Below are 24,931 nucleotides of genomic sequence, written 5' to 3' on the forward strand. Positions count from 1 at the left end.
AAATATAACTTCCAAGGGTGTTTTATTTTCATATTGTCTTTATTGTTTATGAAAAAACAAAGATGCGATTATAAGGACATATAAATTATAAATGGGAAACTACTTTCAATTTATTATCCGACTGTTACAATATATAATGAGAGAGATAAATGATTTAACAATCTAATTACGAACTTTATTTGATATTTTATAAATAATGTACGTGTTACAAAATGTTTGTTATAATGTAAATGACTAAAAAATGATAGGAGAATTTATCAATGATTGAACGTTATTCTAGAGAAGAAATGGCTAATATTTGGACTGAACAAAATCGTTTTGAAGCATGGTTAGAAGTTGAAATACTAGCGTGTGAAGCATGGAGCAAGTTAGGACATATTCCAGCTGAGGATGTTAAACTAATAAGACAAAATGCTAAAGTCGACGTTGATAGAGCTAAAGAAATTGAACAAGAAACGCGCCATGATGTCGTAGCGTTTACTAGACAAGTATCTGAAACATTAGGTGAAGAACGTAAATGGGTACATTATGGTTTAACGTCAACTGATGTTGTTGACACTGCGCTTAGTTATGTAATTAAACAAGCTAATGAAATTATAGAAAAAGATATAGAAAGATTTTTAGAAGTCTTAAAGAATAAAGCGATTGAACATAAGACAACGTTAATGATGGGTAGAACACATGGTGTACATGCTGAGCCAACAACATTTGGTATAAAAATGGCACTTTGGTATACAGAAATGAAACGTAACTTAGAAAGATTCAAACGTGTACGTGAAGAAATTGAAGTAGGAAAAATGAGTGGCGCAGTTGGTACTTTTGCGAATATTCCACCTGAAATTGAAGAGCATGTATGTAAAGAATTAGGTTTAGATTATGCACCTGTTTCTACACAAACACTACAACGTGATCGCCATGCTTATTACATTGCAACTTTAGGCTTAATTGCAACTTCTATTGAAAAATTTGCAGTAGAAGTACGTGGTTTACAAAAAACTGAAACACGTGAAGTAGAAGAAGCATTTGCAAAAGGTCAAAAAGGATCATCAGCAATGCCACACAAACGTAATCCAATTGGATCTGAAAATGTAACAGGTTTAGCTCGTGTTATTAGAGGATATGTTACAACTGCATATGAAAATGTACCATTATGGCATGAAAGAGATATCTCTCATTCATCAGCTGAAAGAATCATGTTACCAGATGTTACAATTGCTTTAGATTACGCTTTAAATAGATTCACTAATATCATTGATAGATTAACTGTTTATCCTGAAAATATGAAACGTAATATCGATAAGACATTTGGACTTATTTATTCACAACGTGTTATGTTAACACTTATTAATAAAGGAATGGTTAGAGAAGAGGCTTATGATATCGTTCAGCCAAAAGCAATGGAATCATGGGAAACACAAACACCATTTAGAACTCTAGTAGAACAAGACGAGAAAATTACGAACTTGTTAAATGAAACTGAATTAGATGAATGTTTCGATGAAAAGCATCACTTAAATCAAGTAGATACTATATTTAGAAGAGCTGGTATTGAATAAAATTCTTTATACTGTACTTTAATAGGTTAGTGCGTTAAAATGCAATTAATGAACTTATATTAAACAGGGGTTGATTTTTTGCAAATCGAAAAATTAAGAGGTAAAGCATTAGACGAACTATTTGATGCTGTACTAACGCTAGAGACTAGAGAAGAATGTTATCAATTTTTTGATGATTTATGTACTGTCAATGAATTACAGTCATTATCACAACGATTACAAGTTGCGAAAATGATCAAACAAGGATTCACATATGCACATATCGAGAAAGAATCTGGTGCATCAACTGCGACTATTTCTCGAGTTAAAAGATCTTTACAATGGGGTAATGATGCATACACGATGATACTTGAAAGAATGAATATTGATTTTGAAAAATAAATAGTAAGAATATTTTTTGAGATTGGGATATAAATGTCCTAGAAATTTATAATAATCATTTTGGTAGCTCATAGAGCTATCATCAGAATGCCAGCAAAGTAATAGACTTTGTTGGCATTTTTTTATGCGCATGCTTTCCGCGGGCAGATAAGGGTAGCGTTAAAAGCATTTCTAGGCAAAACCGCTGATAAGAGGTGCGTTAAAAGCAGTACTAGGCAAAATTGCTGATAAGAGGTGTGTTAAAAGCAGTACTAGGCAAAACTGCTGATAAGGGTAGCGTTAAAAGCAGTTCTAGGCAAAACTGCTGATAAGGGTAGCGTTAAAAGCAGTTCTAGGCAAAACTGCTGATAAGGTTAGTGTTAAAAGCAGTACTAGGCAAAACTGCTGATAAGGTTAGTGTTAAAAGCAGTACTAGGCAAAACTGCTGATAAGGGTAGTGTTAAAAGCAGTACTAGGTAAAACTGCTGATAAGAGTATCTATAAAAGCAGATTTGAATACAAAATGAAGCTTAAGACATAAATATCCTAAAACTTTAAAAAGAGCAGAAATTCAATTTTAATAATGAATTTCTGCTCTTATTTTTGTATAAAAATGAATATTTTCAACGATTTTGTAAAGTGCTGACGCCTGAGGGAATAGTATGAGTGAGAGACTACAGGCTCGAACCATACCCCTAGGCAAGCATGCACGAACAAAATCGTAAGATTGTATAAAAAGGTAGGCAAACATGCACGAACAAAATCGTACGATATGCTTATTTATTTTGATTAATTATTAAAATAGTAATATAATAATTAAATTCAGTAAATTAAGGAGCGTTACACATGAAGAAACTATTTTTAATCGTTGGAATATCTTCTATAGTGTTAAGTGCATGTGGCGTAAATAGTGATTCAAGCAATCATTCAAATACAGAAGATAAATCATCTACAGAAGAACAATCTAATGGTCAAAATAACAAAAATAATCAAAAAAATGAGCAACCTAATATTAAGAAGAAAGATGGCATAACTTATGTTGATGGTCATGTTTTCGCAAATAAGAAAGTAGACTTACCTAGTGATTACGCACCAGGTGAAAATAGAACTGCAAGAACTCAATTGAACCAACTGATTCAAGATGCTAGAAATGATGGATTAGATGTTGTTTTTAGAAGTGGATACCGTTCATATGAAGAACAAGAACAGTTATATAATGATTATGTAGCAAGAGATGGAGAAAAAGCAGCAAATCAATATAGCGCGAAACCAGGTAAATCAGAACATCAAACTGGATTAGCATTTGATGTGGGATCTAATAAAGCGACTGATGATTTTAGAAAATCTTTTGGTAATACAAACGAAGGAAAATGGATTAAAGAGCATGCACATAAATATGGTTTTATCGTGAGATATCCTAATGGTAAAGAGAACATTACAGGTTATCAATATGAACCTTGGCATTTAAGATATGTAGGTAAAGATTTAGCAAATGAAATAAATAAGCAAAATACAACATTAGAAGAATACTATAATTATGGTATGTAAGAAGCGAAAAGTTCGCTTCTTTTTTTATGTGAATCAACCTATTTAGTTTCGGAATTTAAAGGTAAAAATGCTATAATTAATCTTATGATATTTAAAGGAGTTTAACTATGTACGATATAAAGTTATGGAAACATGTGTTTAAATTAGATCCTGCTAAATCCATTACAGATGAGGATTTAATGATGGTATGTGAATCTGGTACTGACGCCATTATAATTGGTGGTACAGATAATGTTACAGAAGATAATGTATTAAATCTTATGAGTCGAGTTAGACGCTATCCATTACCATGTGCTTTAGAAATTTCTAATATTGAAAGTGTTGTACCTGGTTTTGATTTTTATTTTGTACCGAGTGTATTAAATAGTAATAAAGTTGATTACCACAATGGTATACTTCAACAAGCAATAAAGAAATATGGTTACATGATGGACTTTGATGAAATATTTCTTGAAGCTTATGTCGTCATGAATGAGGATAGTAAAGTTGCTAAACTGACAGATGCTAGAACTCATTTGGATATTGAAGATTTGATAAGTTATGCAAGAATGGTCGACAAGTTATATCACATGCCAATATTTTATTTAGAATATAGTGGGAAATATGGAAATGTTGATGAAGTGAAAGAAGTGAAAGAACATTTAGAAAATGCTCAGTTAATATATGGTGGCGGCATTAACAATAAAGAAAAAGCTAAAGAGATGGCTGAATTTGCTGATACAATCGTGGTTGGCAATATTATATATAAAGATTTGAAGAAAGCTTTACAAACAGTAAAAGTAAAACAATAAAGGAAGGTTTTTATGAACGCATTGTTAGATAGAATGAATGACGAACAAAAACAAGCAGTCCAAACAACTCAAGGCCCATTACTTATTATGGCAGGTGCTGGTAGTGGTAAGACAAGAGTGTTAACACATAGAATCGCATATTTATTAGATGAAAAAGAAGTTAATCCTTACAATGTGTTGGCTATTACATTTACAAATAAAGCAGCTAAAGAGATGAAAGAAAGAATTAGTCATTTAGTTGGACCTGAAGCTGAAAGCATTTGGATTTCAACATTCCACTCAATGTGTGTAAGAATCTTAAGACGCGACATTGATCGTATAGGAATTGAAAGAAACTTTACTATTATTGATCCTACTGACCAAAAATCTGTTATAAAAGAAATTTTGAAAAAGGAAAACATTGATAGTAAAAAGTATGAACCTAGAACATTTATTGGAGCAATATCAAACCTCAAAAATGAATTAAAGACTGCCGAAGATGCAGAAAAAGAAGCAAATGATTTCTATGCAATGATGGTTGCACGTGTATATAAAGGATATCAAAATAAATTATTGAGAAATCATGCGTTGGATTTTGATGATTTAATTATGATGACGATTCAACTGTTTGATCGTGTACCTGAAGTATTAGAATTTTATCAAAATAAATTCCAATATATTCATGTGGATGAATATCAAGATACAAACAAAGCGCAGTATACACTTGTTAATTTATTAGCAAGTAAATTTCAAAATATTTGTGTAGTGGGTGACTCTGACCAATCTATTTATGGTTGGAGAGGCGCGGATATTAAAAATATTTTATCGTTTGAAGAAGATTATCCAAAAGCACAAACAATCTTTTTAGAACGCAATTACAGGTCTACAAAAACGATTTTAACAGCTGCTAATGAAGTAATACGTAATAATTCAGAGCGTAAACCAAAAGCTTTATGGACAGATAATACATCAGGTGAAAAAATTAAATATTATGAAGCTACAACTGAAAGAGACGAAGCGGAATACGTTATTCGTGAAATCTTAAAGAAAAAACGAGAAGGCTATAATAATCAAGATATAGCTATATTATATAGAACGAATGCTCAATCTCGTGTACTTGAAGAAACATTCTTGAAATCAAATATTCCTTATACAATGGTTGGCGGAACGAAATTCTATGATCGTAAAGAAATTAAAGACATACTTAGTTATTTAAGATTAGTTTCAAACAGTAATGATGATATAAGTTTTGAAAGAATTATTAATACACCTAAACGTGGTGTAGGTCCAACATCTGTTCAAAAAATCGCACAATATGCAGCTATGAATAACTTGAGTTACTTTGATGCTTTAGGTGAAGTTGATTTTATAGGATTATCTAAAAAGGTCACTCAAGAAGGTGCTGATTTTTATGAGATGATGAATAACTTAATGCAACAGCAAGAGTTTTTATCTATTACTGAACTTGTTGAACAAATATTAGATAAATCTGGATATAGACGTATGCTTGAAAATGAACAAACGATTGAATCTCAAAGTAGACTTGAAAATATTGATGAATTCTTATCAGTTCCTAGAGACTATGAGAAAAATACACCTATAGAAGAACAATCACTTATGAATTTCTTAACAGATTTATCATTAGTTGCAGATGTTGATAATGCTGATCTAGAAGCGGGCGTTACATTGATGACAATGCACTCTGCAAAAGGATTAGAATTTAAAGTTGTCTTTATAATTGGTATGGAAGAAAGTATTTTTCCACACTTTAGAAGTTTACAATCTGGCGAAGAACATGAAATGGAAGAAGAGCGAAGAATCGCATATGTTGCTATAACACGTGCTGAACAAGAGCTTCATTTATCTCACGCCACAACGCGTACATTATTTGGTAGATCTCAAGCTAATATGAAATCTAGATTCTTAAAAGAAATTCCAGAAGATTTACTGGATGGTGTTAAGCCGAAAACTTCGTTTAAAACAAAACAGACTTCTGCACCGAAACGTGGATTTGCAGGACGTATGAATACGCAACAAAAACCAGAAACTTCATGGAATGTTGGTGATAAAGTTACTCATAAATCATGGGGAGAAGGTATGGTCAGTGCTGTAAATGATAAAAATGGTTCAGTTGAATTGGATATTATATTCAAAAAAGAAGGACCAAAACGTTTATTAGCTCAATTTGCACCAATTGAGAAAAAGGGAGAGTAAACTATGGATGAATTAAAAACAAGAGTTGAAGAACTTCATCAACTGTTACATCGTTATAATCGCGAATATCATGTATTAGATAACCCAACAGTACCTGATAGTGAATACGATAAGTTATTAAATGAATTAATTTCTATAGAAGAACAGCATCCTGAATTAAAGACGGCTGATTCACCAACTGTTAGAGTTGGTGGACCACCGTTATCTCAATTTGAAAAAATTAATCATGACACGCCTATGTTGTCTTTAGGGAATGCTTTTAATGAGGAAGACTTAAAAAAGTTTGACCAACGAGTTAAAGAAAAAGTAAATCATGTTAAATACACTTGTGAATTGAAAATTGATGGGCTTGCAGTTTCACTAAAGTATGTTAACGGACGCTTTGTGCAAGGCTTAACACGAGGTGATGGCACAACAGGTGAAAATATAACCGAAAACTTAAAAACAATACATGCAATCCCTTTAACAATTAAAGAACCACTATCTATAGAAGTTCGTGGTGAAGCATTTATGCCTAGAAAGTCATTTATGTCTTTAAATGAAATTAAAGAGAAAAATGGTGACCAACTTTTTGCCAATCCTAGAAATGCAGCTGCAGGTTCTTTAAGACAGCTCGATTCTAAATTAACCGCAAAAAGAAAACTTGATATATTTCTATATAGTGTAAATGATTTAACAGAAATAGAAGCGGCTAGTCAATCTGAAGCATTGAATAATTTAGACGAATTAGGATTCAAAACGAATAAAGAAAGAGAAACTTTTGATGATATTGATGGGGTCTTATCTTTTATTAGTAAATGGACGGAACAAAGAAATCAACTGTCCTACGATATTGATGGTATAGTCATAAAAGTAGATGATCTCAGTCAGCAAGAAGAACTGGGCTTTACACAAAAGTCTCCGAGATGGGCAATTGCATATAAATTCCCAGCTGAAGAAGTGTTAACAACTTTAAAAGATATTGAGCTTAGTATTGGAAGAACTGGTGTCGTAACACCTACAGCAATACTAGAACCTGTTAAAGTAGCAGGGACAACTGTATCAAGAGCATCTTTACATAATGAAGACTTAATACACGAAAAAGATATTCGTATAGGTGATAAAGTTATTATCAAAAAAGCTGGAGATATAATACCTGAAGTTGTTAGAAGCATTGCTGAAGATAGAACTGACGATAGTGAAGTTTACCATATGCCAACGCACTGTCCTAGCTGTGAACATGAGTTAGTCAGAATTGAAGGAGAAGTTGCGTTAAGATGTATAAATCCTAAATGTCCTGCACAACTTGTTGAAGGTATGATTCACTTTGTTTCTAGACAAGCAATGAATATTGATGGTCTAGGTGATAAAATAATAGAACAACTTTATCAAAATGATAAAATTAAAGATGTTGCTGATTTATATTACTTAACAGCAGAAGATTTGTTACCTTTAGAACGTATGGGTGAGAAAAAAGTTCATAATTTATTGACTGCAATCGAAGCATCAAAAGAAAAGTCTTTAGAACATTTATTGTTCGGATTAGGTGTTAGACACCTTGGAACAAAAGCTAGTAGAATTATATCTGAAAAATATGAATCAATTGATCGATTATTTGAAGTGACAATTGATGATTTAACATTAATACCTGATGTAGGGCATAAGATGGCTCAATCACTTGTTACTTATATGGAAAATGAAGATATTAAAGTATTAATAGACAAGCTAAAAAAGAAAAATGTTAATATGTCTTATACAGGTACAAAACAATCTGAAATAGAAGGTCATCCTGATTTTAGTGGAAAAACATTTGTGTTAACTGGTAAAATGGCAGAGATGTCAAGACCAGAAGCTACAAAAGTAATCCAATCACTTGGTGCAAAAGTAACAGGAAGTGTAACAAAAAATACAGATGTTGTTATTGCTGGTGAAGATGCAGGTTCCAAACTAGAAAAAGCTGAAAAATTAAATATCGAAGTTTGGTCAGAAGAAGATTGGTTAAACAAATATCGTAATATCAATGAATAGAGGTTAAAGATATGAAAAAAGGGTTTCTTATTTTAGCGTCTGTAATATTGCTTTCAGCATGTTCATCAGATACTACTCAAAAAGCAGATCAAGAAAAATCTGATAAAGAAAAAGAGCAAACAAAACAAATATCTACAGGAATGCAAATTTCTAGCGATTATTACCGTACTTTATTACCATTCAAAGTCAGTGCTGCTAGAGGATTAACACAAGACAACATGATTTCAAGTTATAACAGTGAAGCATTCGAAAGTGGTTTGTTAGATATAAGTAAACAAACATTTTCACCAGATGATTACCTATATAGAGATGGACAGTTTTTAGATAAAGATACAGTAAGTGCGTATTTAGCACCTAAATATACTAAAGCAGAAATTAAGGATATGAGTGATGAAGAAAAAGAGCAAAGTAAAGCTAAAGAAAACCTAGGACTCAATCCAACGCATGATGGAGAAACAGATCCTGAAAAAATAGCAGATAACTCACCTACATACTTATCTCATATAATCGAACAAGACTATTTCACAGAAAGTGATGCTAAAAAACAAAAAATATCTGGAATGACAATTGGTTTAGCAATGAATAGTGAATATGTTTATCAAAAAGAAGATTATGGTGAAACTTATACTAAAAACTTAGATAATAAAGAAGTTCAGAAAAAAGGTAAAGAGATGGCTGAAGAAATATTATCTCGCTTACGTGTAAGAGATGATCTTAAAAATGTTCCTATTAATTTTGCTATCTTCATTCAATCAGGTGAAGGTGATATTAAACCTGGAAAATTTGTTGCCCATGCATCTAGTGAAGGCGGTAAAAGAACAGTAAAAAGTTGGGAAAAAATTAATCAAAAAAATGTTACACTCCCATCTTCTGAAGCATCAAACTTAGACAAAAATTTAAATACTAATTTTGAACAGTTTAATCAAGACTTACAAAAGTACTTCCCGAATTTCACACAATCAGTTGGTACTGGTAAGTTTGATGATGACAAACTTACTGAACTTGAAGTGAAAATTCCACTTGATTATTATGGAAAAGCTGAAGTAATAGGGGTTACACAATATGTAGCTGATTTATCTCAAAAATATTTCAAAGGTGTAGATGATATTGAAATATCAATTGTTGATGGGGAAGAACCACAAGCTTTAATTACAAAAGATAAAGACGATGATGAACCACAAATTCATATTTATAAGTAGTGATTAGAATAGAAATTTATTTTATAAAAATGTTTCTCTATAACAAAAAAGCTCTGAACAACCTTTAATAGGGTGTTCAGAGCTTTTTGTTTAATTAGTCTTCTTTTAAAACACGATTCATATGATCTAAACTATCAATAACTTCTTTTGTTGGTTTTTTAGTAAATGAACTTACTACTACTGTAACAACGACGTTCGTAAAGAAACCTGGAATGATTTCATATAGTTCGAATATGCCGCCATGACTCTTCATCATAATCCAGAATAATACAACGATAGAAGAAGTAACCATACCTGCAATAGCGCCGTTCTTAGTTAAACCTTTCCAATATAATGACATTAATACAAGTGGACCAAATGCAGCACCAAATCCTGCCCAAGCATTACCTACAAGGTTTAAGATTGTGTCGTTAGGTGTCCATGCAAGTAATATAGCTATAACTGCAACTAATAATACTGCAAATCTACCTATCAAAACAAACTCTTTATCACGGTCTGCTTCAAGACCACGCTTTTTAGTTATGATTCTGTAGAAATCTTGTGTTAAAGCACTTGATGTTACTAATAATTGTGAAGATATTGTACTCATAATAGCTGCTAAAATAGCTGCTAAGAAGAATCCACCAACTAATGGATGGAACAATACTTGACTCATTAAAATAAATATTGTTTCTGGATTATCGATTGTATGACTTGTTTCATGAATGTAAGCAATACCTGTTAAACCTACTAAACATGCACCAATTAATGAAATAGCCATCCAACCTATACCAAAACGTCTAGCTTTAGGTAATAATTTGTGAGATTTAATTGACATAAATCTTACTATAATATGTGGTTGTCCAAAATAACCAAGTCCCCATGCAATTAGACCAATAATACTAATAGCTGAAGTACCTTTAAATAAATCTAAGTTTGATGGTTTAACTTCTGCCACTGTATTAAAAGTGTCTAAACCATTTAATGTTAATAATGCCGCAATAGGTACCATTACCATTGCTATTAACATAATCACACCTTGGAAGAAGTCTGTAAGTGAAACAGCTAAATATCCTCCAAAGAAAGTATATAATACAACTATACCACCCGTTATGATAATACCTAGTCTGTAGTCAACTCCGAAAGCACTTTCGAATAAAGTACCACCAGAAACCATACCTACTGAGGTATACAACGTAAAGAATACTACAATAATAATCCCTGAAATAATTTTTAATACATGTGTATCATCTGCGACACGTTTCTCAAAGAAATCTGGAATTGTAATTGCATTTCCAGTATGTTCAGTATAAACACGTAATTTCGGTGCTACTAATATGTAATTTAACCATGCACCTACTGTTAAACCGATTGCTAACCATGTTGCTGATAATCCAATGTTGTAAACTTCACCTGGAAGTCCCATAATCATCCAACCACTCATATCGGATGCACCAGCGGATAATGCTGTTACATAAGGACCTATACTACGGCCACCTAGCATGTACTCATCTAAATTGCTTGTTGATTGTTTATAAGCATAATAACCAATTGCTAATAAAACTACAAAGTAGACTATAATCATGAAGTAAGTCTGCCAGCCTGAAGCAACTCCAGAACTAGCGTCAATTTGTCCTAAAATAAACATATTCCCGCTCCTTTATTTTTTATATTTTTTAAAGTTGCACGTTGACCATTATACACAACTGAAATAATAATCAAAGGGTAAAAAGTAACTTTTGTGCTTATCTAGTCTACCATGTTTATTAAATTGTGTCACAATTTGTCCACAAATATAAATTATGATAAGTTGCTTAATAGCTTGTTCTATAAGCGTTTTCGCAAGATGTGATTTAATATTTTTATAAGTCTAAATTTTAATGAATAAAATTTTAAAAAGAATTTTAATTTTTTAATATTTTTTCCATTTCGTCGAACTTTTTAATGTCTTCAGGAGCTTTCGTAAATAGACTGACTAATATTGTTAATACGAGACTTGATATAAATCCTGGAATAATTTCATAGAATTCAAAAATGCCACCGTGATCTTTCATGAATATCCAGAAAATAACAACGATTGAACCAGATAAAATACCTGCAATTGCTCCATATTTAGTGAGTCGTTTCCAATATAAAGATAACAAGACGAGTGGGCCAAAAGCTGCACCAAAACCAGCCCATGCATTACCAACTAAATTTAAAATCGTATCATTTGGGTTCCAAGCTATGTACATTGCAACTATTGAAACGATTAATACTGATAAGCGTCCTACAAGTACGAATTCTTTTTCGTGATCTTTATCTTGTAATGTTTTGCCTCTTATTAACATATAAAAATCTTGAGTTAATGCACTTGAAGTTACAAGAAGTTGAGAAGAAATCGTACTCATTATGGCAGCTAAAATTGCTGCTAAGAAAAATCCAGCAATTAATGGATGAAACAAAATTTGGCTCATAACAATGAATATTGTTTCAGGATTATCCACTTTTACATTTGTTTGTTCGACAAAAGCAATGCCTAGAAGTCCTGTAATACAAGCTCCGATTAATGAAATTGCCATCCAAGATATTCCGATTTTACGAGCTTTAGGCATAAGTTTATGTGATTTAATAGACATAAAACGTACTATTATATGTGGTTGCCCAAAATATCCTAATCCCCAAGCAAGTAAACTGATAATGCCAACAGTCGTCGTACCTTTAAACCAATCTAAGTTCGTTGGCTTGAGTTGACCGACTTCTGCAAAAGTATCTAGTCCATTTAATTTTAATAAAGCTACTATTGGAACAAGGACTAAAGCAAGTATCATAATGACACCTTGAAAGAAATCAGTTAATGAAACGGCGAGATAACCACCAAATAATGTGTATAGAATAACGATACTCGCAGCTATTAATAGACCTACGTGGTAATCTATACCGAAAGCACTGTTGAATAACACACCACCTGCAACCATTCCTGAATGTGTGTATAAAGTGAAAAATACTATAATAACTAGTCCGGAAATCACTTTTACAATTCTTGTATTATCTGATAAACGCTTTTCAAAATAGTCAGGTAAAGTTATCGCATTATCGGTTAACTCAGTATAAATTCTTAATCGAGATGCAACGAGCATATAATTTAACCAAGCACCGATTGTAAGTCCTATCGCTATCCAAGTTGCAGATAAACCAGTGCTATAAACGGAACCAGGTAACCCCATGATCATCCAACCACTCATATCTGAAGCACCTGCTGATAGGGCAGTTACTAATGGCCCTAAGTCTCTACCACCCAACATATATTCATCGAGCGTACTCGTCGAACGTTTGTAAGCATAGAATCCAATTGCTAGTAGAATTGCAAAATAAACAGTAATCATGACATATGTTTCCCAAGTAGTTTCGACCTTAACATTCTTAAATGCATTTCCAAGTATAAACATGAAAAACCACCTCTTACTCATTGACATAAAATTCAGAAAAAATTCTGATAATTTATTATACACAATGTATGCGCTTTCATGAAGCTAATTTTCAATAACTTTAGATTTTTATATGAAAATTTGGTAAAATTGTATGATGTTAGATTAACTAAGGAGGCGTCGCACATGACGAAGGTAACATCTGAGCAAGTTGAACATGTTGCTAATTTAGCTAGACTTGAAGTTTCACAAGACGAAGTCAATGAATTCACAAAATCTTTAGAGAAGATCTTAAACTTTGCAGGACAATTAGATGAAGTTGATACTGAAAATGTTGAACCAACATTCCATGTATTGGATTTACAAAATGTTCTAAGAGAAGATAAGAGTGAATTAGGAATTCCTCAAGAACAAGCATTACTTAATGCTAAAGAAAAAGAAGCGGGACAATTTAAAGTTCCAGCTATTATGAATGAGGAGGACTAAGGCATGACAATTCGTTATGAAACAATTGAGCGTTTATCAGAAATGATTAAAAATAAAGAAATTAAGCCATCTGAAATTGTAAGAGATATTTTTGAAGCAATTGAAGCAGATGATATAAATGTCAAAGCATTCTTAGCTTTAAACAAGGAAGAAGCAATTAAAAAGGCTGAAGAACAAGATAAACTACAAGCTGAAGATAAAATGGAAGGTAAGTTATTTGGTATTCCAATGGGTATCAAAGACAACATTATTACTGAAGGTGTAGAAACTACATGTGCAAGTAAAATGTTAGAAGGCTTTATTCCTATTTATGAATCAACAGTGATGAAACAATTAAATGCTGAAAATGGTATTTTAGTTGGTAAATTAAATATGGATGAATTTGCAATGGGTGGTTCAAATGAGAACTCTTACTTTAAGACAACTGTTAACCCATTTGACCATAAAGCAGTACCTGGTGGATCATCAGGTGGTTCAGCTGCAGCAGTAGCAGCAAGCTTAGTACCATTTGCTTTAGGTTCAGATACAGGTGGCTCAATTCGTCAACCAGCATCTTATTGTGGTGTAGTAGGTATGAAACCTACATACGGTCGAGTATCACGTTTTGGTTTAGTAGCATTTGCATCTTCATTAGATCAAATTGGCCCAATTACACGTAGTGTTAAAGACAATGCATTAATTTTAGAAACTATTTCTGGACACGATGCTCAAGACTCAACAAGTGCGCCAATTGAAAATGTGGATTTCACATCTGAAATTGGTAAAGATATTAAAGGATTAAAAATAGCTGTTCCAGAAGAATTTATTGGATCTGGTGTTTCTGAAGACGTTAAGAACTCAGTTAATGAAGCAGTTAAGACACTTGAGTCACTTGGTGCAACTGTAGACCGTGTATCATTACCAAATACGAAATACGGTGTTGCGAGTTACTATATTATTGCATCTTCTGAAGCTTCAGCTAACTTAGCTCGATTCGATGGTATCCGTTATGGTTATCATTCAAAATCAGCTCATACACTTGAAGAATTATATAAAAAGTCTCGTGGAGAAGGTTTTGGAGATGAAGTTAAACGACGTATTATGTTAGGAACATTTGCATTAAGCTCAGGTTATTACGATGCTTACTACAAAAAAGCTCAAAAAGTACGTACTTTAATAAAACAAGATTTTGAAAAAGTATTTAATGACTATGATGTTATCGTAGGACCAACTGCACCAACAACAGCATTTAACATTGGTGAACAAGTCGATGATCCATTGACAATGTATGCAAATGATATTTTAACAATTCCAGTTAACTTAGCAGGTGTACCTTCTATCTCAATTCCTTGTGGTAAATCAAATGGTCGTCCAATTGGTTTACAAATTGTTGGTAAACCATTCGATGAAAAAACATTATACAAAGTTGCTTATCAATACGAAACTCAATTTAACTTACATGATGACTATAAAACATTACAAGGAGTGTGAATCTGAATGCATTTTGAAACAATAATCGGCTTAGAAGTACACGTCGAACTAAAAACAGAATCAAAAATGTTTTCACCATCACCAGCTCATTTTGGTGCGGAACCTAATACAAATACAAACGTAATTGACTTAGCATATCCAGGTGTCTTACCAGTAGTTAACAAGACTGCTGTGGACTGGGCTATGCGTGCAGCAATGGCATTAAACATGGACATTGCTAAAGAATCTAAATTCGATAGAAAAAACTATTTCTATCCAGATAATCCAAAAGCTTACCAAATTTCTCAATTCGATCAACCAATCGGCGAAAATGGTTGGATTGATATTGAAGTAGACGGAGAAACAAAACGTATCGGTATTACGCGTTTACACATGGAAGAAGATGCGGGTAAACTATCACATAAAGATGGTTACTCATTAGTGGATTTAAACCGTCAAGGTACGCCATTAATTGAAATCGTATCAGAACCAGATATTCGTTCACCTAAGGAAGCTTATGCTTATTTAGAAAAATTACGTGCAATCATTCAATATACAGGCGTTTCTGACTGTAAAATGGAAGAAGGATCTTTACGTTGTGATGCAAATATATCATTACGTCCATATGGTCAAGAAGAGTTCGGTACTAAAGCAGAGCTTAAGAACTTAAACTCATTTAACTATGTACGTAAAGGTTTAGAACATGAAGAAAAACGCCAAGCAGAAGTATTATTAGCAGGCGGAGAAATTTTACAAGAAACACGTCGTTTTAACGAATCAACTGGAGAAACAATTTTAATGCGTATAAAAGAAGGTTCAGATGATTATCGTTACTTCCCAGAACCAGACTTAGTACCATTATATGTTGATGATGAATGGAAAGAGCGTGTTCGTAAGACAATTCCTGACTTACCAGACGTACGTAAAGAACGTTACGTAAATGATTTAGGATTGCCAGCATATGATGCTCATGTATTAACATTAACTAAAGAAATGTCAGATTTCTTTGAAGAAGCTATTAAACATGGCGCAGATGTTAAATTAACTTCTAACTGGTTAATGGGTGGCGTAAATGAATACTTAAACAAAAATCAAATTGAATTAAACGATACTGCACTTACACCTGAAAACTTAGCAGGAATGATTAAGCTAATAGAAGACGGTACAATGAGTAGTAAAATCGCTAAAAAAGTATTCCCAGAATTAGCACAAAATGGTGGAGACGCTCATCAAATTATGAAAGACAAAGGTCTTGTTCAAATTTCAGACGAAGCGACATTATTAGGATTTGTTACTGAAGCTTTAGATAACAATCCACAATCAGTAGAAGACTTTAAAAATGGTAAAGGTAAAGCAATGGGCTTCTTAGTTGGTCAAATTATGAAAATTTCAAAAGGACAAGCTAACCCACAAGTTGTTAACCAAATACTAAAATCAGAATTAGAAAAAAGATAAATATAAAGATATAAGTTAGAATTGAGAGACTTATATTAATTAACGCTCATTCATTAGCTAAACCTAATGAATGAGCGTTTTTTTTATCGTGTAAGGGACAAAATTCTGAGAATTGTCCGTAAGAGGGGCTGTCACTAAGGAGCATAATTCGGAATTCTGCCAGTAAGAACAACCTATTTACGCTCTATTATTTGCTGAAAATAACTTTCTTCATTTATGTTATTGCTTGCATGGTCGTTGAGTTAAAGTACAATGGTAATAAATCATATTGATAATGGAGGACTGACTGCACATGACACAATTAAAAATTGCTAAAAATGAAAATGAAGTTAATTTAGAATTAAGTCAAGCTAATAGACATGGTTTAATTGCTGGTGCTACTGGTACTGGGAAGACAATTACTTTAAAAGTTTTGGCTGAGCAATTCTCAAAAGCTGGTGTTCCTGTTTTTATGTCTGATATTAAAGGGGATATTTCTAGCATAGCTGAATCTGGTTCTATCAATGATAAAATTCAAGAACGACTAGACTTAGTAAAGCTTGATGAATATAGCAATAATGCGTATCCTGTAACTTTATTTGATATTTTTCAAAAAAATGGTGTTCCTGTAAGAACAACTATTACAGAAATGGGTCCTCTTTTAATTGGTAAATTATTAGACTTGAACAATACTCAGCTTGGTGTTTTAGATATTGTATTTAAAGTTGCTGATGAGAGTGGACTATTACTAATTGATATGAAAGACTTTAAAGCACTCTTAAAAGAAATAAATGCTAATAGGGCCGAGTATGCTGAAAAGTACGGAAATATTTCTTCTGCTTCTATAGGTGCGATTCAACGTTCGTTGTTAAGATTAGAATCTGAAGGTGCAGAAACTTTCTTTGGTGAACCAGCTCTAGAGTTAGAAGATTTTATTAAATTTGATGAGTCTGGTAAAGGTATGATTAACGTATTAGACGCATCTGTCTTATATCAAAAGCCAAAATTATATGCTACATTCTTATTGTGGTTATTATCTGAATTATTCGAGAGTCTACCTGAAGTTGGAGATCCTGAAAAGCCTAAAATTGTGTTCTTCTTTGATGAAGCTCATTTATTATTTAATGATAGTTCCAAGGAACTTATTGAAAAAGTTGAACAAGTTGTACGATTAATTCGTTCTAAAGGTGTAGGGATTTATTTTGTAACTCAAAATCCAATTGATATACCTGAATCTGTTCTCGGACAACTTGGTAACAGAGTTCAACATGCATTAAGAAGTTATACACCTAAAGACCAAAAAGCAATTAAAAGTGCAGCACAAACATTCAGACAAAATGAAAATTTTGATACAGCTCAAGTGATTGGAGAATTAAAAACTGGTGAAGCTCTTATTTCATTCTTAAATGAAGAAGGACAACCAAATATAGTTGAACGTGCATTTATCCGTCCTCCAGAAAGTAAAATTGGTGTAATTGATGAACATGTCAAAAAAGACCTTATAAATAATTCGCCATTGAACGAAACTTATAAAGAAACATTTGATCGAGAAAGTGCTTTTGAAATGCTGCAGAAAAAAATAGAAAAGCAACCAGAAACATCTGAAGAAAGTAAAAGTTCTAAGAAAACTAAAAATACACAAAAAGACTCAGAACCAAAGAAAAAAGAGAAGTCTTCTCAATTCCAAAAAGAAACTTCAAAATTACTTTCTACGGTAGGGAGACAAATTGGAAGAGAAATTGTGAGAAATATTTTTGGAACAAAAAAACGCTAATCATTTTTTACTTTCTTATATTTAACATTTGCTTTAATATAAAGATATAAGAAAATACAAGAGGGATCACAATGAAGAAAAAAGCTAGGATCATTTATAACCCAACATCAGGACGAGAAGTATTTAAAAGGGCATTACCTGATGTGTTAATTAAATTAGAACAAGCTGGATACGAGACAAGTGCACATGCTACCACAAGTGCTGGTGATGCAACAAATGCAGCTAGAGAAGCATTAAAGTACGATTATGATGTTATCATTGCAGCTGGTGGGGATGGTACATTAAATGAAGTGATTAATGGAATAGCAGAAGCTAAAAAACGTCCTAAATTAGGATTAATTCCTATGGGTACTGTAAACGATTTTGGTAGAGCACTACTTATACCGAATAGTATTATGGAAGCCGTTGATACGATTATTAAAGGTGATTTAGTGCCAGTTGATGTAGGTAAAATGAATAATCGTTATTTTATAAACATTGCTGGTGGCGGAAAAATTACAGAAGTATCATATGAAGCACCAAGTAAACTTAAAACGATGGTAGGTCCATTAGCCTATTATATTAAAGGTTTAGAGATGTTACCTCAAATTAAGGCGACAGATATTCGCATTGAATATGATGGAAATGTATTTCAAGGTGAAGCAATGATGTTCTTAATTGGCCTAACAAATTCTATCGGAGGATTTGAAAAGCTTGTACCTGATGCAGATATTAATGATGGGAATTTCACATTGCTCATTTTAGAAAAAGTGAACATTGCTGAACTAGGTCATATTATGACGCTTGCTTCAAGAGGTGATCATATCAATCACCCTAAAGTTCATTATTCAAAAGCTAAAACAATAAACGTTTCATCATTTGAACAAATTCAATTAAATGTTGATGGAGAATTTGGTGGCGTATTACCTGCTAATTTCTTGAACTTAAAACAACATATAGAAGTATTTTCTAAACTTGAAAGAGTGAAGAGAGAACATGGTATTGAAACGGTAGAAAAAGAACGAGAAAGATTACACGAAGAACTAACAGAAGAATAAATACAGGGGGACATTATTTTGTCCCTTTTTTCTATGTTTAACGTGAAAGAAGGAGTTATTATGGCAGGTATAGTTAATAAAAACGAAATATACACAGGACAAGTGATCGATTTTACACATGAAGGACATGGTGTTGTTAAATTTGATCGTTATCCTATTTTCGTACCAAATGCAATAAAAGATGAAACGATTGAATTTAAAGTTATTAAAGTAAAAAAGCAATTCGCTATCGGTAAATTAATAACAATTAAAGAAGCATCTGAAAAAAGAATTGAACCACCCTGTGAGTATTATAGCGTGTGTGGAGGATGCCAACTTCAACATTTGAGCTATAGAGCACAATTAGAAATGAAAAAAGAACAAGTTGTAAACTTATTTAAACGTAAATCAAACTTTGAAGATACGGTTATTCATGAAACAATCGGAATGGAAAATCCATGGCAATATCGAAATAAATCACAAATACCAGTGGGTAAGAATGAACAAGGCGAAATTGAGTTAGGTTTCTATAGACAGAGAAGCCATGATATCGTAAATATTGACCATTGTATGATACAAGATGAAAAACATGATCAAATTATGATTAAACTTAAAGCTTTATTAGAGCAAATTAATATAAGCATTTATAATGAGCGAAAACATAAAGGTGAGTTAAGACATATCATATTGAGAAGCGGATATTATACTGGAGAAACAATGGTTATATTTGTAACAAACAGCAAACAATTAAGCCATAAAAACAAAATTATAGAATATATCACGTCAGAATTTGATAATGTTGTAAGTATTAAACATAATATAAACTTAGAAAAATCAAACGTTATAATGGGTAATACGTCACATACATTGTATGGACAAGACACGATTTCTGACAAACTCTCAGAATTTCAGTTTAAAATATCTGACTCTTCTTTCTATCAAATCAATCCAGTACAAACAGAGAAATTATATAACAAAGCTTTAGAATATGCACAATTAGATGGAGAAGAAACAGTTATAGATGCATATTGCGGAATCGGGACAATAGGATCTTATATGTCACCAAAAGCTAAACATGTTTACGGCGTTGAAGTTGTAGAGCAAGCTATAGAAAATGCGAAAGAAAATGCAGAAATCAATCATATAGATAATGCGACATGGGAAGCAGGAAAAGCAGAAGAAATCATTTTAAAATGGCAAAAAGAAGGTATAAAGCCAGAAGTCGTAATGGTCGATCCACCAAGAAAAGGATGCGATCAAACATTTATTGAAACTTTAATAGAACTTTCACCTAAGAGAATTGTGTATATATCATGTAATCCAGCAACACAAGTAAGAGATGTAGAGATATTAAAAGGAAGTGGTTATCAATTAAAAGAAATCACACCTGTAGATATGTTTCCACATACTACACATGTAGAGACAGTTGCTTTAATAGAAAAAATAACTGATTAAACAGCTAGCCATTATTACTAATATAATGAGAAGAGGCAGAGACAATTAATTTGTTTCTGCCTCTTCTTTTTGAGCTATTTTATTGTATGAATGCGCATACATCTGTATAAATAAATTAAGGAGGGTTGTTTATGAAGAACGTATTAATGAGTGCCATATCGGTCTGTTTTTTATTGTCTGCTTGTGGTAGTGATTCTAGTAAAGATGCTAGTGAGAAGACTGAAGAAACAAATAACCAAACCCAAAATAATGCAACTAAACAACAGGGTGAATCGGATAATCAAAAAGATAGCAAGGAAACTAAAGGTGTTGAAACAGTGGTTGATAACTTAGATACGCCATGGAGTATTGCGAAGACTAGTGATACTTTTTATTTAACTGAGCGTCCTGGCAAGATTGTTAAGATTAAAGGGGATAAGAAGATAGAACAGAAAGTGAACTTAGAAGAAGATGTATCAACTGATGCTGAAGCTGGTCTATTAGGTTTAGTTCTTGCACCAGATTTTGAGAATTCTAATGAAGCTTACGCGTATTATACGTATGAAAATAATGATGGACAGTTCAATCGCATCGTGAAGTTGAAACTAGATGGCGATACATGGAATGAAGAAGCATTATTGTTAGATGATATTCCTAGTGGTCAATATCATCATGGAGGAAGACTGAAAATTGGACCTGATAATAAGTTATATGCAACAACCGGTGATGCTTCTGATGAACAAAATGCACAAGATAGAAATTCACTAGGTGGAAAAATTTTAAGATTGAACCTTGATGGTAGTAAACCAAGTGATAATGCATTTTCTAATTCTTATGTTTATAGTTATGGTCATAGGAATCCGCAAGGCATGGTTTGGACTTCAGATGATAAGATGTATGCGAGTGAACATGGTAATCAAGCGAATGATGAAATTAATGAAATTACAAAAGGACATAATTATGGATGGCCAGTAATTGAAGGTAATGAAGAAAAATCTAATATGGAATCTCCATTATTCACTTCAGGATCAGATGATACTTGGGCTCCATCAGGTCTTGCTTATCATGATGGGATAATTTATTCTGCTGCTTTACGTGGTGAAGGTATAATGAAGTTTGATATAAATAATAACAAAATGAATAAAGTTGCTTCTGATTATGGAAGAATTAGAGATGTTTATATCGTAAATAATGAAATATATTTCATTAGTAATAATTCCGATGGTAGAGGAAACCCTTCAGGTAATGACGATAAATTGTATAAAGTATCTTTAAGTCAATTGAAATAATAAAATGACATAAATTGTGTAATGATTAGTAATAACGGCATTTATATTTTATAATAAGCATGTAAAGATTATTAAGAATTGGTTTTATGGGGGAGTTAGATGCTTAAAATTGACTTAATTAACAACGTTTCTATTTTAAAAAGATTAGCGTTATTACAGTTTGTTCTATTTCTTTCACTAATACTAATTAGTTTTAAAGTTATAGCAAATGTTGTATATGTTTATGATGAGGGGTTTTTAAGGAATATCGTAACCGGGATAATTGGTTTAATTGTATTAGTATTTGTACATGAATTGATTCACGGTATTTGCTTTAAATTATTTAATCCTTCTTCTAAAGTTAAATATGGTTATATGAATGGTATGTTTTTTGCGACAATGCCTCATGCTATATTTAATAGGAAGCAGTTTTATATTATTTTGCTAGTACCTTTTGTCATAATAAGTTTAGCTTTACTTGTCTCTTTATTATGGCTACAAGTATCTTCTATCATTTATATCTTTTCTTTTCATGGTGCAGCTTGTATAGGGGATTTCTATATGGCTCAAATTATTTATAGTAATAAACAGATGAAATACGTTGAAGATACTGAAGTAGGAATTAATCTATTTTCAGAGAACAAAGACCTACAATCAACAAGTTAATAGAAATTTTGATATAATATATAGGAATTTGGGCAACCAACTTCCTATTTTTTTGTAGAGGTGTATACAATGGAACGGCGAATAATTCATATCGATATGGATGCTTTCTTTGCTCAAGTGGAAGTGAGGGATAATCCAACATTAAAAGGTAAACCAGTCATTATAGGTGGACGAGCTTCTGGTAGAGGTGTGGTTTCAACAGCTAGTTATGAAGCTAGAAAATTTGGTGTACATTCTGCAATGCCAATGGCTCAAGCACATAAACTATGTCCTGATGGTTACTATGTTCGTCCAAGGTTAAATCATTATAGAGAAGTTTCGAATGACATCATGGCTATCTTTAAGAGTTATACAGATATCGTTGAGCCATTATCATTAGATGAAGCATATTTAGATGTTACAGAGCTCGTTAGAAGAGACTTACCAGCTTCAATGATCGCACAGTATATCCAAAGAGATATTTACGATAAGACGCATCTTACATCATCTGCAGGTGTATCTTATAATAAATTTTTAGCAAAACTCGCCAGTGGAATGAATAAACCGAGTGGAAGAACAGTCATAGATTATGAAAATGCACACGATTTATTGATGTCATTACCTATAGGAGATTTTGCAGGTATTGGAAAAGTAACCGAAGAAAAAATGAAAGAAAAAGGTATCCATACTGGGAAAGACTTATATCAATATAATCAAATGGAAATGATTCAGCTATTTGGAAAAAGAGGCGTCAGTTTTTATAATAAAGTGCGTGGTATTGATCACTCTCATGTTAAACCTACAAGAATTAGGAAATCAATCGGAAGAGAAACAACCTTTGAAACAGACCAAAATGATGATGATTTCATATTAAACACTATACGTCAGTTAAGTGGAGAAGTTGCTAATAGAGCAGATAGACATGAATTAGCCGGAAGAACAATTACAGTTAAGTTAAAAACACACGACTTTGAAACACTTTCTAAACAAACTAGTAGCAATACACCAGTATACGATGAAGTGGAAATATATAATATCGCATATGATTTGTATAATTCTCTTAAAGATACCGACATAGCTATCCGCTTAGTTGGTGTATCCATTGGGAATTTAGTTTCTAGAACTTACCGTAATTTAACGATATATGATTTCATATAAACACTTAACTTGATATTTAATTTTATCCTTAGTATTCTAATATAAGTTATGAACGAGTTTCATTTAAAAGAAAAAAGGGTATTATTTAATACTTACAAATAAGAAGGTAGAGATTGATATGAAATTTAAATTTTCAATTATAGCGATTACAGTGTTATTGATTATATTATTTATTAAAAGCTCCATTGATACAGGTACATTTGATGTAATAAAATTACTAGGAATTGTTGCAATTGCAATATTGTTATTCTGGTTAGATAAAAAACTAGAAAGACCTGTTAACAAAGCAAGCTTGAGAAGAGATTTAAAAAAAGAATTTCAACACAAAGAATAATATTGAAAAACAGTGAAGAAATATAACATTTCGTCACTGTTTTTTTATACATATTTTTTATCAGATAATGATTTGCCATATATACTTAGGACTGAATCTAAATCTGGGTAATGTTTTAAGAGTCGGTACGTTATGATCGCACATGCTTTTGCATCATTTAAGGCATGGTGATGTCCTTTAAAATCAATATTATAGTACGACATCATAGGTGCCAAGCCATATCGGGGGTTGTTTATAGTTTTTCTTGCTAATATACATGAACAAAAATAAGTTAAATCAGGAATCTCAATATCAAGTTTCATGAGTGATTTAAACAATACATTCATATCAAATTTAGCATTATGAGCAACGACTGGTAAATCACCGATAAAGTCCATCATATATGGAAAGACAATATCAAATGTAGGTGAATTAGTTACGTCTGAAGGTTTGATTTTATGAATTTTAATATTCATACTAGAAAAATAATCTTCAGGATTCACTAAAGTATAAAAATTTTCCGTAATTTGATGATCAACTACTTTAACCATCCCTACAGAACATATACTTTCGGGACTACCGTTAGCAGTTTCAAAATCTAGTGCTACGAATGAAGACATTTCATCACTTCCTTTAGAACGTAATTATAATCATATAAGGACATAAAGTAAATCATGATGAATTATAAATATAAGGTGTTAAAAGTTGATTGAATGACCGTAAGTGAGTGTGTGTAAGGGACAAAATTCTGAGAAATGTCCGTAAGAGGTGCTGTCTAAGGAGCACAATTCAGAATACTGCCAGTTAGCGCAATCTAAGGAGCACAATTCAGAATTCTGCCAGTAAGCCCCACAACCAAGCCCCACAACCAAGCCCCACAACCAAGCCCCACAACCTGTCTCTTATACACATCT

At 32.3% G+C, this 24,931-nt stretch carries 20 protein-coding genes; 17 read left to right on the plus strand and 3 right to left on the minus strand.

The features are described 5' to 3' along the window. Nucleotides 1–260 precede the first annotated feature (260 nt). The 7 genes from purB (at nucleotide 261) to B2G86_RS11200 (ending at nucleotide 9,654) form a co-directional block, all read left to right on the plus strand. Nucleotides 261–1,556 carry an adenylosuccinate lyase gene (purB, locus tag B2G86_RS11170; RefSeq protein ID WP_078358226.1) on the plus strand — a complete coding sequence of 432 codons (1,296 nt, stop codon included), beginning with the start codon at nucleotides 261–263 and terminating at the stop codon, nucleotides 1,554–1,556. Between the two features lie 78 nt (nucleotides 1,557–1,634). Continuing rightward, a complete protein-coding gene (locus B2G86_RS11175) occupies nucleotides 1,635–1,937 on the plus strand; it encodes a YerC/YecD family TrpR-related protein (RefSeq protein WP_078358228.1) in 303 nt (100 codons plus the stop codon). An 825-nt stretch (nucleotides 1,938–2,762) separates the two neighbouring features. Then, nucleotides 2,763–3,464 carry a M15 family metallopeptidase gene (locus B2G86_RS11180; RefSeq protein ID WP_078358230.1) on the plus strand — a complete coding sequence of 234 codons (702 nt, stop codon included), beginning with the start codon at nucleotides 2,763–2,765 and terminating at the stop codon, nucleotides 3,462–3,464. Nucleotides 3,465–3,571: 107 nt separating this feature from the next. Continuing rightward, a complete protein-coding gene (gene pcrB / locus B2G86_RS11185; RefSeq protein WP_078358231.1) occupies nucleotides 3,572–4,255 on the plus strand; it encodes a heptaprenylglyceryl phosphate synthase in 684 nt (227 codons plus the stop codon). 12 nt (nucleotides 4,256–4,267) lie between these two features. Further along, nucleotides 4,268–6,448, plus strand: coding sequence for a DNA helicase PcrA (gene pcrA, locus B2G86_RS11190; RefSeq protein ID WP_078358233.1), 2,181 nt, complete (start codon nucleotides 4,268–4,270; stop codon nucleotides 6,446–6,448). Between the two features lie 3 nt (nucleotides 6,449–6,451). Continuing rightward, nucleotides 6,452–8,455 carry an NAD-dependent DNA ligase LigA gene (ligA, locus tag B2G86_RS11195; RefSeq protein WP_078358238.1) on the plus strand — a complete coding sequence of 668 codons (2,004 nt, stop codon included), beginning with the start codon at nucleotides 6,452–6,454 and terminating at the stop codon, nucleotides 8,453–8,455. 11 nt (nucleotides 8,456–8,466) lie between these two features. Continuing rightward, entirely contained in the window at nucleotides 8,467–9,654 is a 1,188-nt protein-coding gene (locus B2G86_RS11200; RefSeq protein ID WP_078358240.1) for a CamS family sex pheromone protein, read from the plus strand. Nucleotides 9,655–9,748: 94 nt separating this feature from the next. Here B2G86_RS11200 and putP (B2G86_RS11205) read toward each other — a convergent pair whose 3' ends face one another. Next, a complete protein-coding gene (gene putP, locus B2G86_RS11205; RefSeq protein ID WP_078358241.1) occupies nucleotides 9,749–11,281 on the minus strand; it encodes a sodium/proline symporter PutP in 1,533 nt (510 codons plus the stop codon). Between the two features lie 256 nt (nucleotides 11,282–11,537). Next, nucleotides 11,538–13,061: a sodium/proline symporter PutP gene (gene putP / locus B2G86_RS11210; protein ID WP_078358243.1), complete on the minus strand. Its 1,524-nt coding sequence runs from the start codon at nucleotides 13,059–13,061 to the stop codon at nucleotides 11,538–11,540. 165 nt (nucleotides 13,062–13,226) lie between these two features. Here putP (B2G86_RS11210) and gatC point away from each other — a divergent pair, with 165 nt between their 5' ends. From gatC to B2G86_RS11260, 10 genes are all read left to right on the plus strand, one after another. Next, a complete protein-coding gene (gene gatC, locus B2G86_RS11215) occupies nucleotides 13,227–13,526 on the plus strand; it encodes an Asp-tRNA(Asn)/Glu-tRNA(Gln) amidotransferase subunit GatC (RefSeq protein ID WP_078358244.1) in 300 nt (99 codons plus the stop codon). Nucleotides 13,527–13,529: 3 nt separating this feature from the next. Continuing rightward, complete coding sequence (gene gatA, locus B2G86_RS11220) at nucleotides 13,530–14,996, plus strand: Asp-tRNA(Asn)/Glu-tRNA(Gln) amidotransferase subunit GatA (protein ID WP_078358246.1); 1,467 nt, start codon at nucleotides 13,530–13,532, stop codon at nucleotides 14,994–14,996. A 6-nt stretch (nucleotides 14,997–15,002) separates the two neighbouring features. Then, entirely contained in the window at nucleotides 15,003–16,430 is a 1,428-nt protein-coding gene (gene gatB, locus B2G86_RS11225; RefSeq protein WP_078358248.1) for an Asp-tRNA(Asn)/Glu-tRNA(Gln) amidotransferase subunit GatB, read from the plus strand. A 292-nt stretch (nucleotides 16,431–16,722) separates the two neighbouring features. Then, nucleotides 16,723–18,183, plus strand: coding sequence for a helicase HerA-like domain-containing protein (locus B2G86_RS11230; protein ID WP_078358249.1), 1,461 nt, complete (start codon nucleotides 16,723–16,725; stop codon nucleotides 18,181–18,183). A gap of 71 nt (nucleotides 18,184–18,254) precedes the next feature. Further along, nucleotides 18,255–19,220 (plus strand): diacylglycerol kinase, encoded by a 966-nt coding sequence (locus B2G86_RS11235; RefSeq protein ID WP_078358251.1) that lies wholly within the window; start codon nucleotides 18,255–18,257, stop codon nucleotides 19,218–19,220. Between the two features lie 60 nt (nucleotides 19,221–19,280). Then, nucleotides 19,281–20,654, plus strand: coding sequence for a 23S rRNA (uracil(1939)-C(5))-methyltransferase RlmD (rlmD, locus tag B2G86_RS11240; protein WP_078358261.1), 1,374 nt, complete (start codon nucleotides 19,281–19,283; stop codon nucleotides 20,652–20,654). A gap of 131 nt (nucleotides 20,655–20,785) precedes the next feature. Then, the gene (locus B2G86_RS11245; protein WP_078358253.1) at nucleotides 20,786–21,922 is read left to right on the plus strand and encodes a PQQ-dependent sugar dehydrogenase; all 1,137 of its coding nucleotides are present in this window, start codon (nucleotides 20,786–20,788) and stop codon (nucleotides 21,920–21,922) included. 99 nt (nucleotides 21,923–22,021) lie between these two features. Beyond that, nucleotides 22,022–22,567 carry a DUF3267 domain-containing protein gene (locus tag B2G86_RS11250; RefSeq protein WP_078358255.1) on the plus strand — a complete coding sequence of 182 codons (546 nt, stop codon included), beginning with the start codon at nucleotides 22,022–22,024 and terminating at the stop codon, nucleotides 22,565–22,567. Nucleotides 22,568–22,636: 69 nt separating this feature from the next. Continuing rightward, nucleotides 22,637–23,704, plus strand: a complete 1,068-nt coding sequence (gene dinB / locus B2G86_RS11255) for a DNA polymerase IV (protein ID WP_078358257.1) — start codon at nucleotides 22,637–22,639, stop codon at nucleotides 23,702–23,704. 118 nt (nucleotides 23,705–23,822) lie between these two features. Beyond that, a complete protein-coding gene (locus tag B2G86_RS11260) occupies nucleotides 23,823–24,038 on the plus strand; it encodes a hypothetical protein (RefSeq protein WP_078358259.1) in 216 nt (71 codons plus the stop codon). Nucleotides 24,039–24,082: 44 nt separating this feature from the next. On the opposite strand, the gene B2G86_RS11265 is transcribed toward B2G86_RS11260, so the two are convergent. Beyond that, complete coding sequence (locus B2G86_RS11265; RefSeq protein WP_078358260.1) at nucleotides 24,083–24,637, minus strand: 3'-5' exonuclease; 555 nt, start codon at nucleotides 24,635–24,637, stop codon at nucleotides 24,083–24,085. Nucleotides 24,638–24,931: the final 294 nt, after the last annotated feature.

It is taken from the genome of Mammaliicoccus fleurettii (assembly GCF_002018435.1).
GTDB classification, from domain to species: Bacteria; Bacillota; Bacilli; order Staphylococcales; family Staphylococcaceae; genus Mammaliicoccus; species Mammaliicoccus fleurettii.

Bases quoted from the DNA above. Each gene is read 5' to 3' on its own strand.
- B2G86_RS11230 (WP_078358249.1), top strand. From the start codon at position 16,723: ATGACACAATTAAAAATTGCTAAAAATGAAAATGAAGTTAATTTAGAA.
- putP (WP_078358243.1), bottom strand. From the start codon at position 13,061: ATGTTTATACTTGGAAATGCATTTAAGAATGTTAAGGTCGAAACTACT.
- gatC (WP_078358244.1), top strand. From the start codon at position 13,227: ATGACGAAGGTAACATCTGAGCAAGTTGAACATGTTGCTAATTTAGCT.
- pcrA (WP_078358233.1), top strand. From the start codon at position 4,268: ATGAACGCATTGTTAGATAGAATGAATGACGAACAAAAACAAGCAGTC.
- purB (WP_078358226.1), top strand. From the start codon at position 261: ATGATTGAACGTTATTCTAGAGAAGAAATGGCTAATATTTGGACTGAA.
- putP (WP_078358241.1), bottom strand. From the start codon at position 11,281: ATGTTTATTTTAGGACAAATTGACGCTAGTTCTGGAGTTGCTTCAGGC.
- B2G86_RS11250 (WP_078358255.1), top strand. From the start codon at position 22,022: ATGCTTAAAATTGACTTAATTAACAACGTTTCTATTTTAAAAAGATTA.
- B2G86_RS11180 (WP_078358230.1), top strand. From the start codon at position 2,763: ATGAAGAAACTATTTTTAATCGTTGGAATATCTTCTATAGTGTTAAGT.
- B2G86_RS11245 (WP_078358253.1), top strand. From the start codon at position 20,786: ATGAAGAACGTATTAATGAGTGCCATATCGGTCTGTTTTTTATTGTCT.
- dinB (WP_078358257.1), top strand. From the start codon at position 22,637: ATGGAACGGCGAATAATTCATATCGATATGGATGCTTTCTTTGCTCAA.
- rlmD (WP_078358261.1), top strand. From the start codon at position 19,281: ATGGCAGGTATAGTTAATAAAAACGAAATATACACAGGACAAGTGATC.
- ligA (WP_078358238.1), top strand. From the start codon at position 6,452: ATGGATGAATTAAAAACAAGAGTTGAAGAACTTCATCAACTGTTACAT.
- gatB (WP_078358248.1), top strand. From the start codon at position 15,003: ATGCATTTTGAAACAATAATCGGCTTAGAAGTACACGTCGAACTAAAA.
- gatA (WP_078358246.1), top strand. From the start codon at position 13,530: ATGACAATTCGTTATGAAACAATTGAGCGTTTATCAGAAATGATTAAA.
- B2G86_RS11260 (WP_078358259.1), top strand. From the start codon at position 23,823: ATGAAATTTAAATTTTCAATTATAGCGATTACAGTGTTATTGATTATA.
- B2G86_RS11265 (WP_078358260.1), bottom strand. From the start codon at position 24,637: ATGTCTTCATTCGTAGCACTAGATTTTGAAACTGCTAACGGTAGTCCC.
- pcrB (WP_078358231.1), top strand. From the start codon at position 3,572: ATGTACGATATAAAGTTATGGAAACATGTGTTTAAATTAGATCCTGCT.
- B2G86_RS11235 (WP_078358251.1), top strand. From the start codon at position 18,255: ATGAAGAAAAAAGCTAGGATCATTTATAACCCAACATCAGGACGAGAA.
- B2G86_RS11200 (WP_078358240.1), top strand. From the start codon at position 8,467: ATGAAAAAAGGGTTTCTTATTTTAGCGTCTGTAATATTGCTTTCAGCA.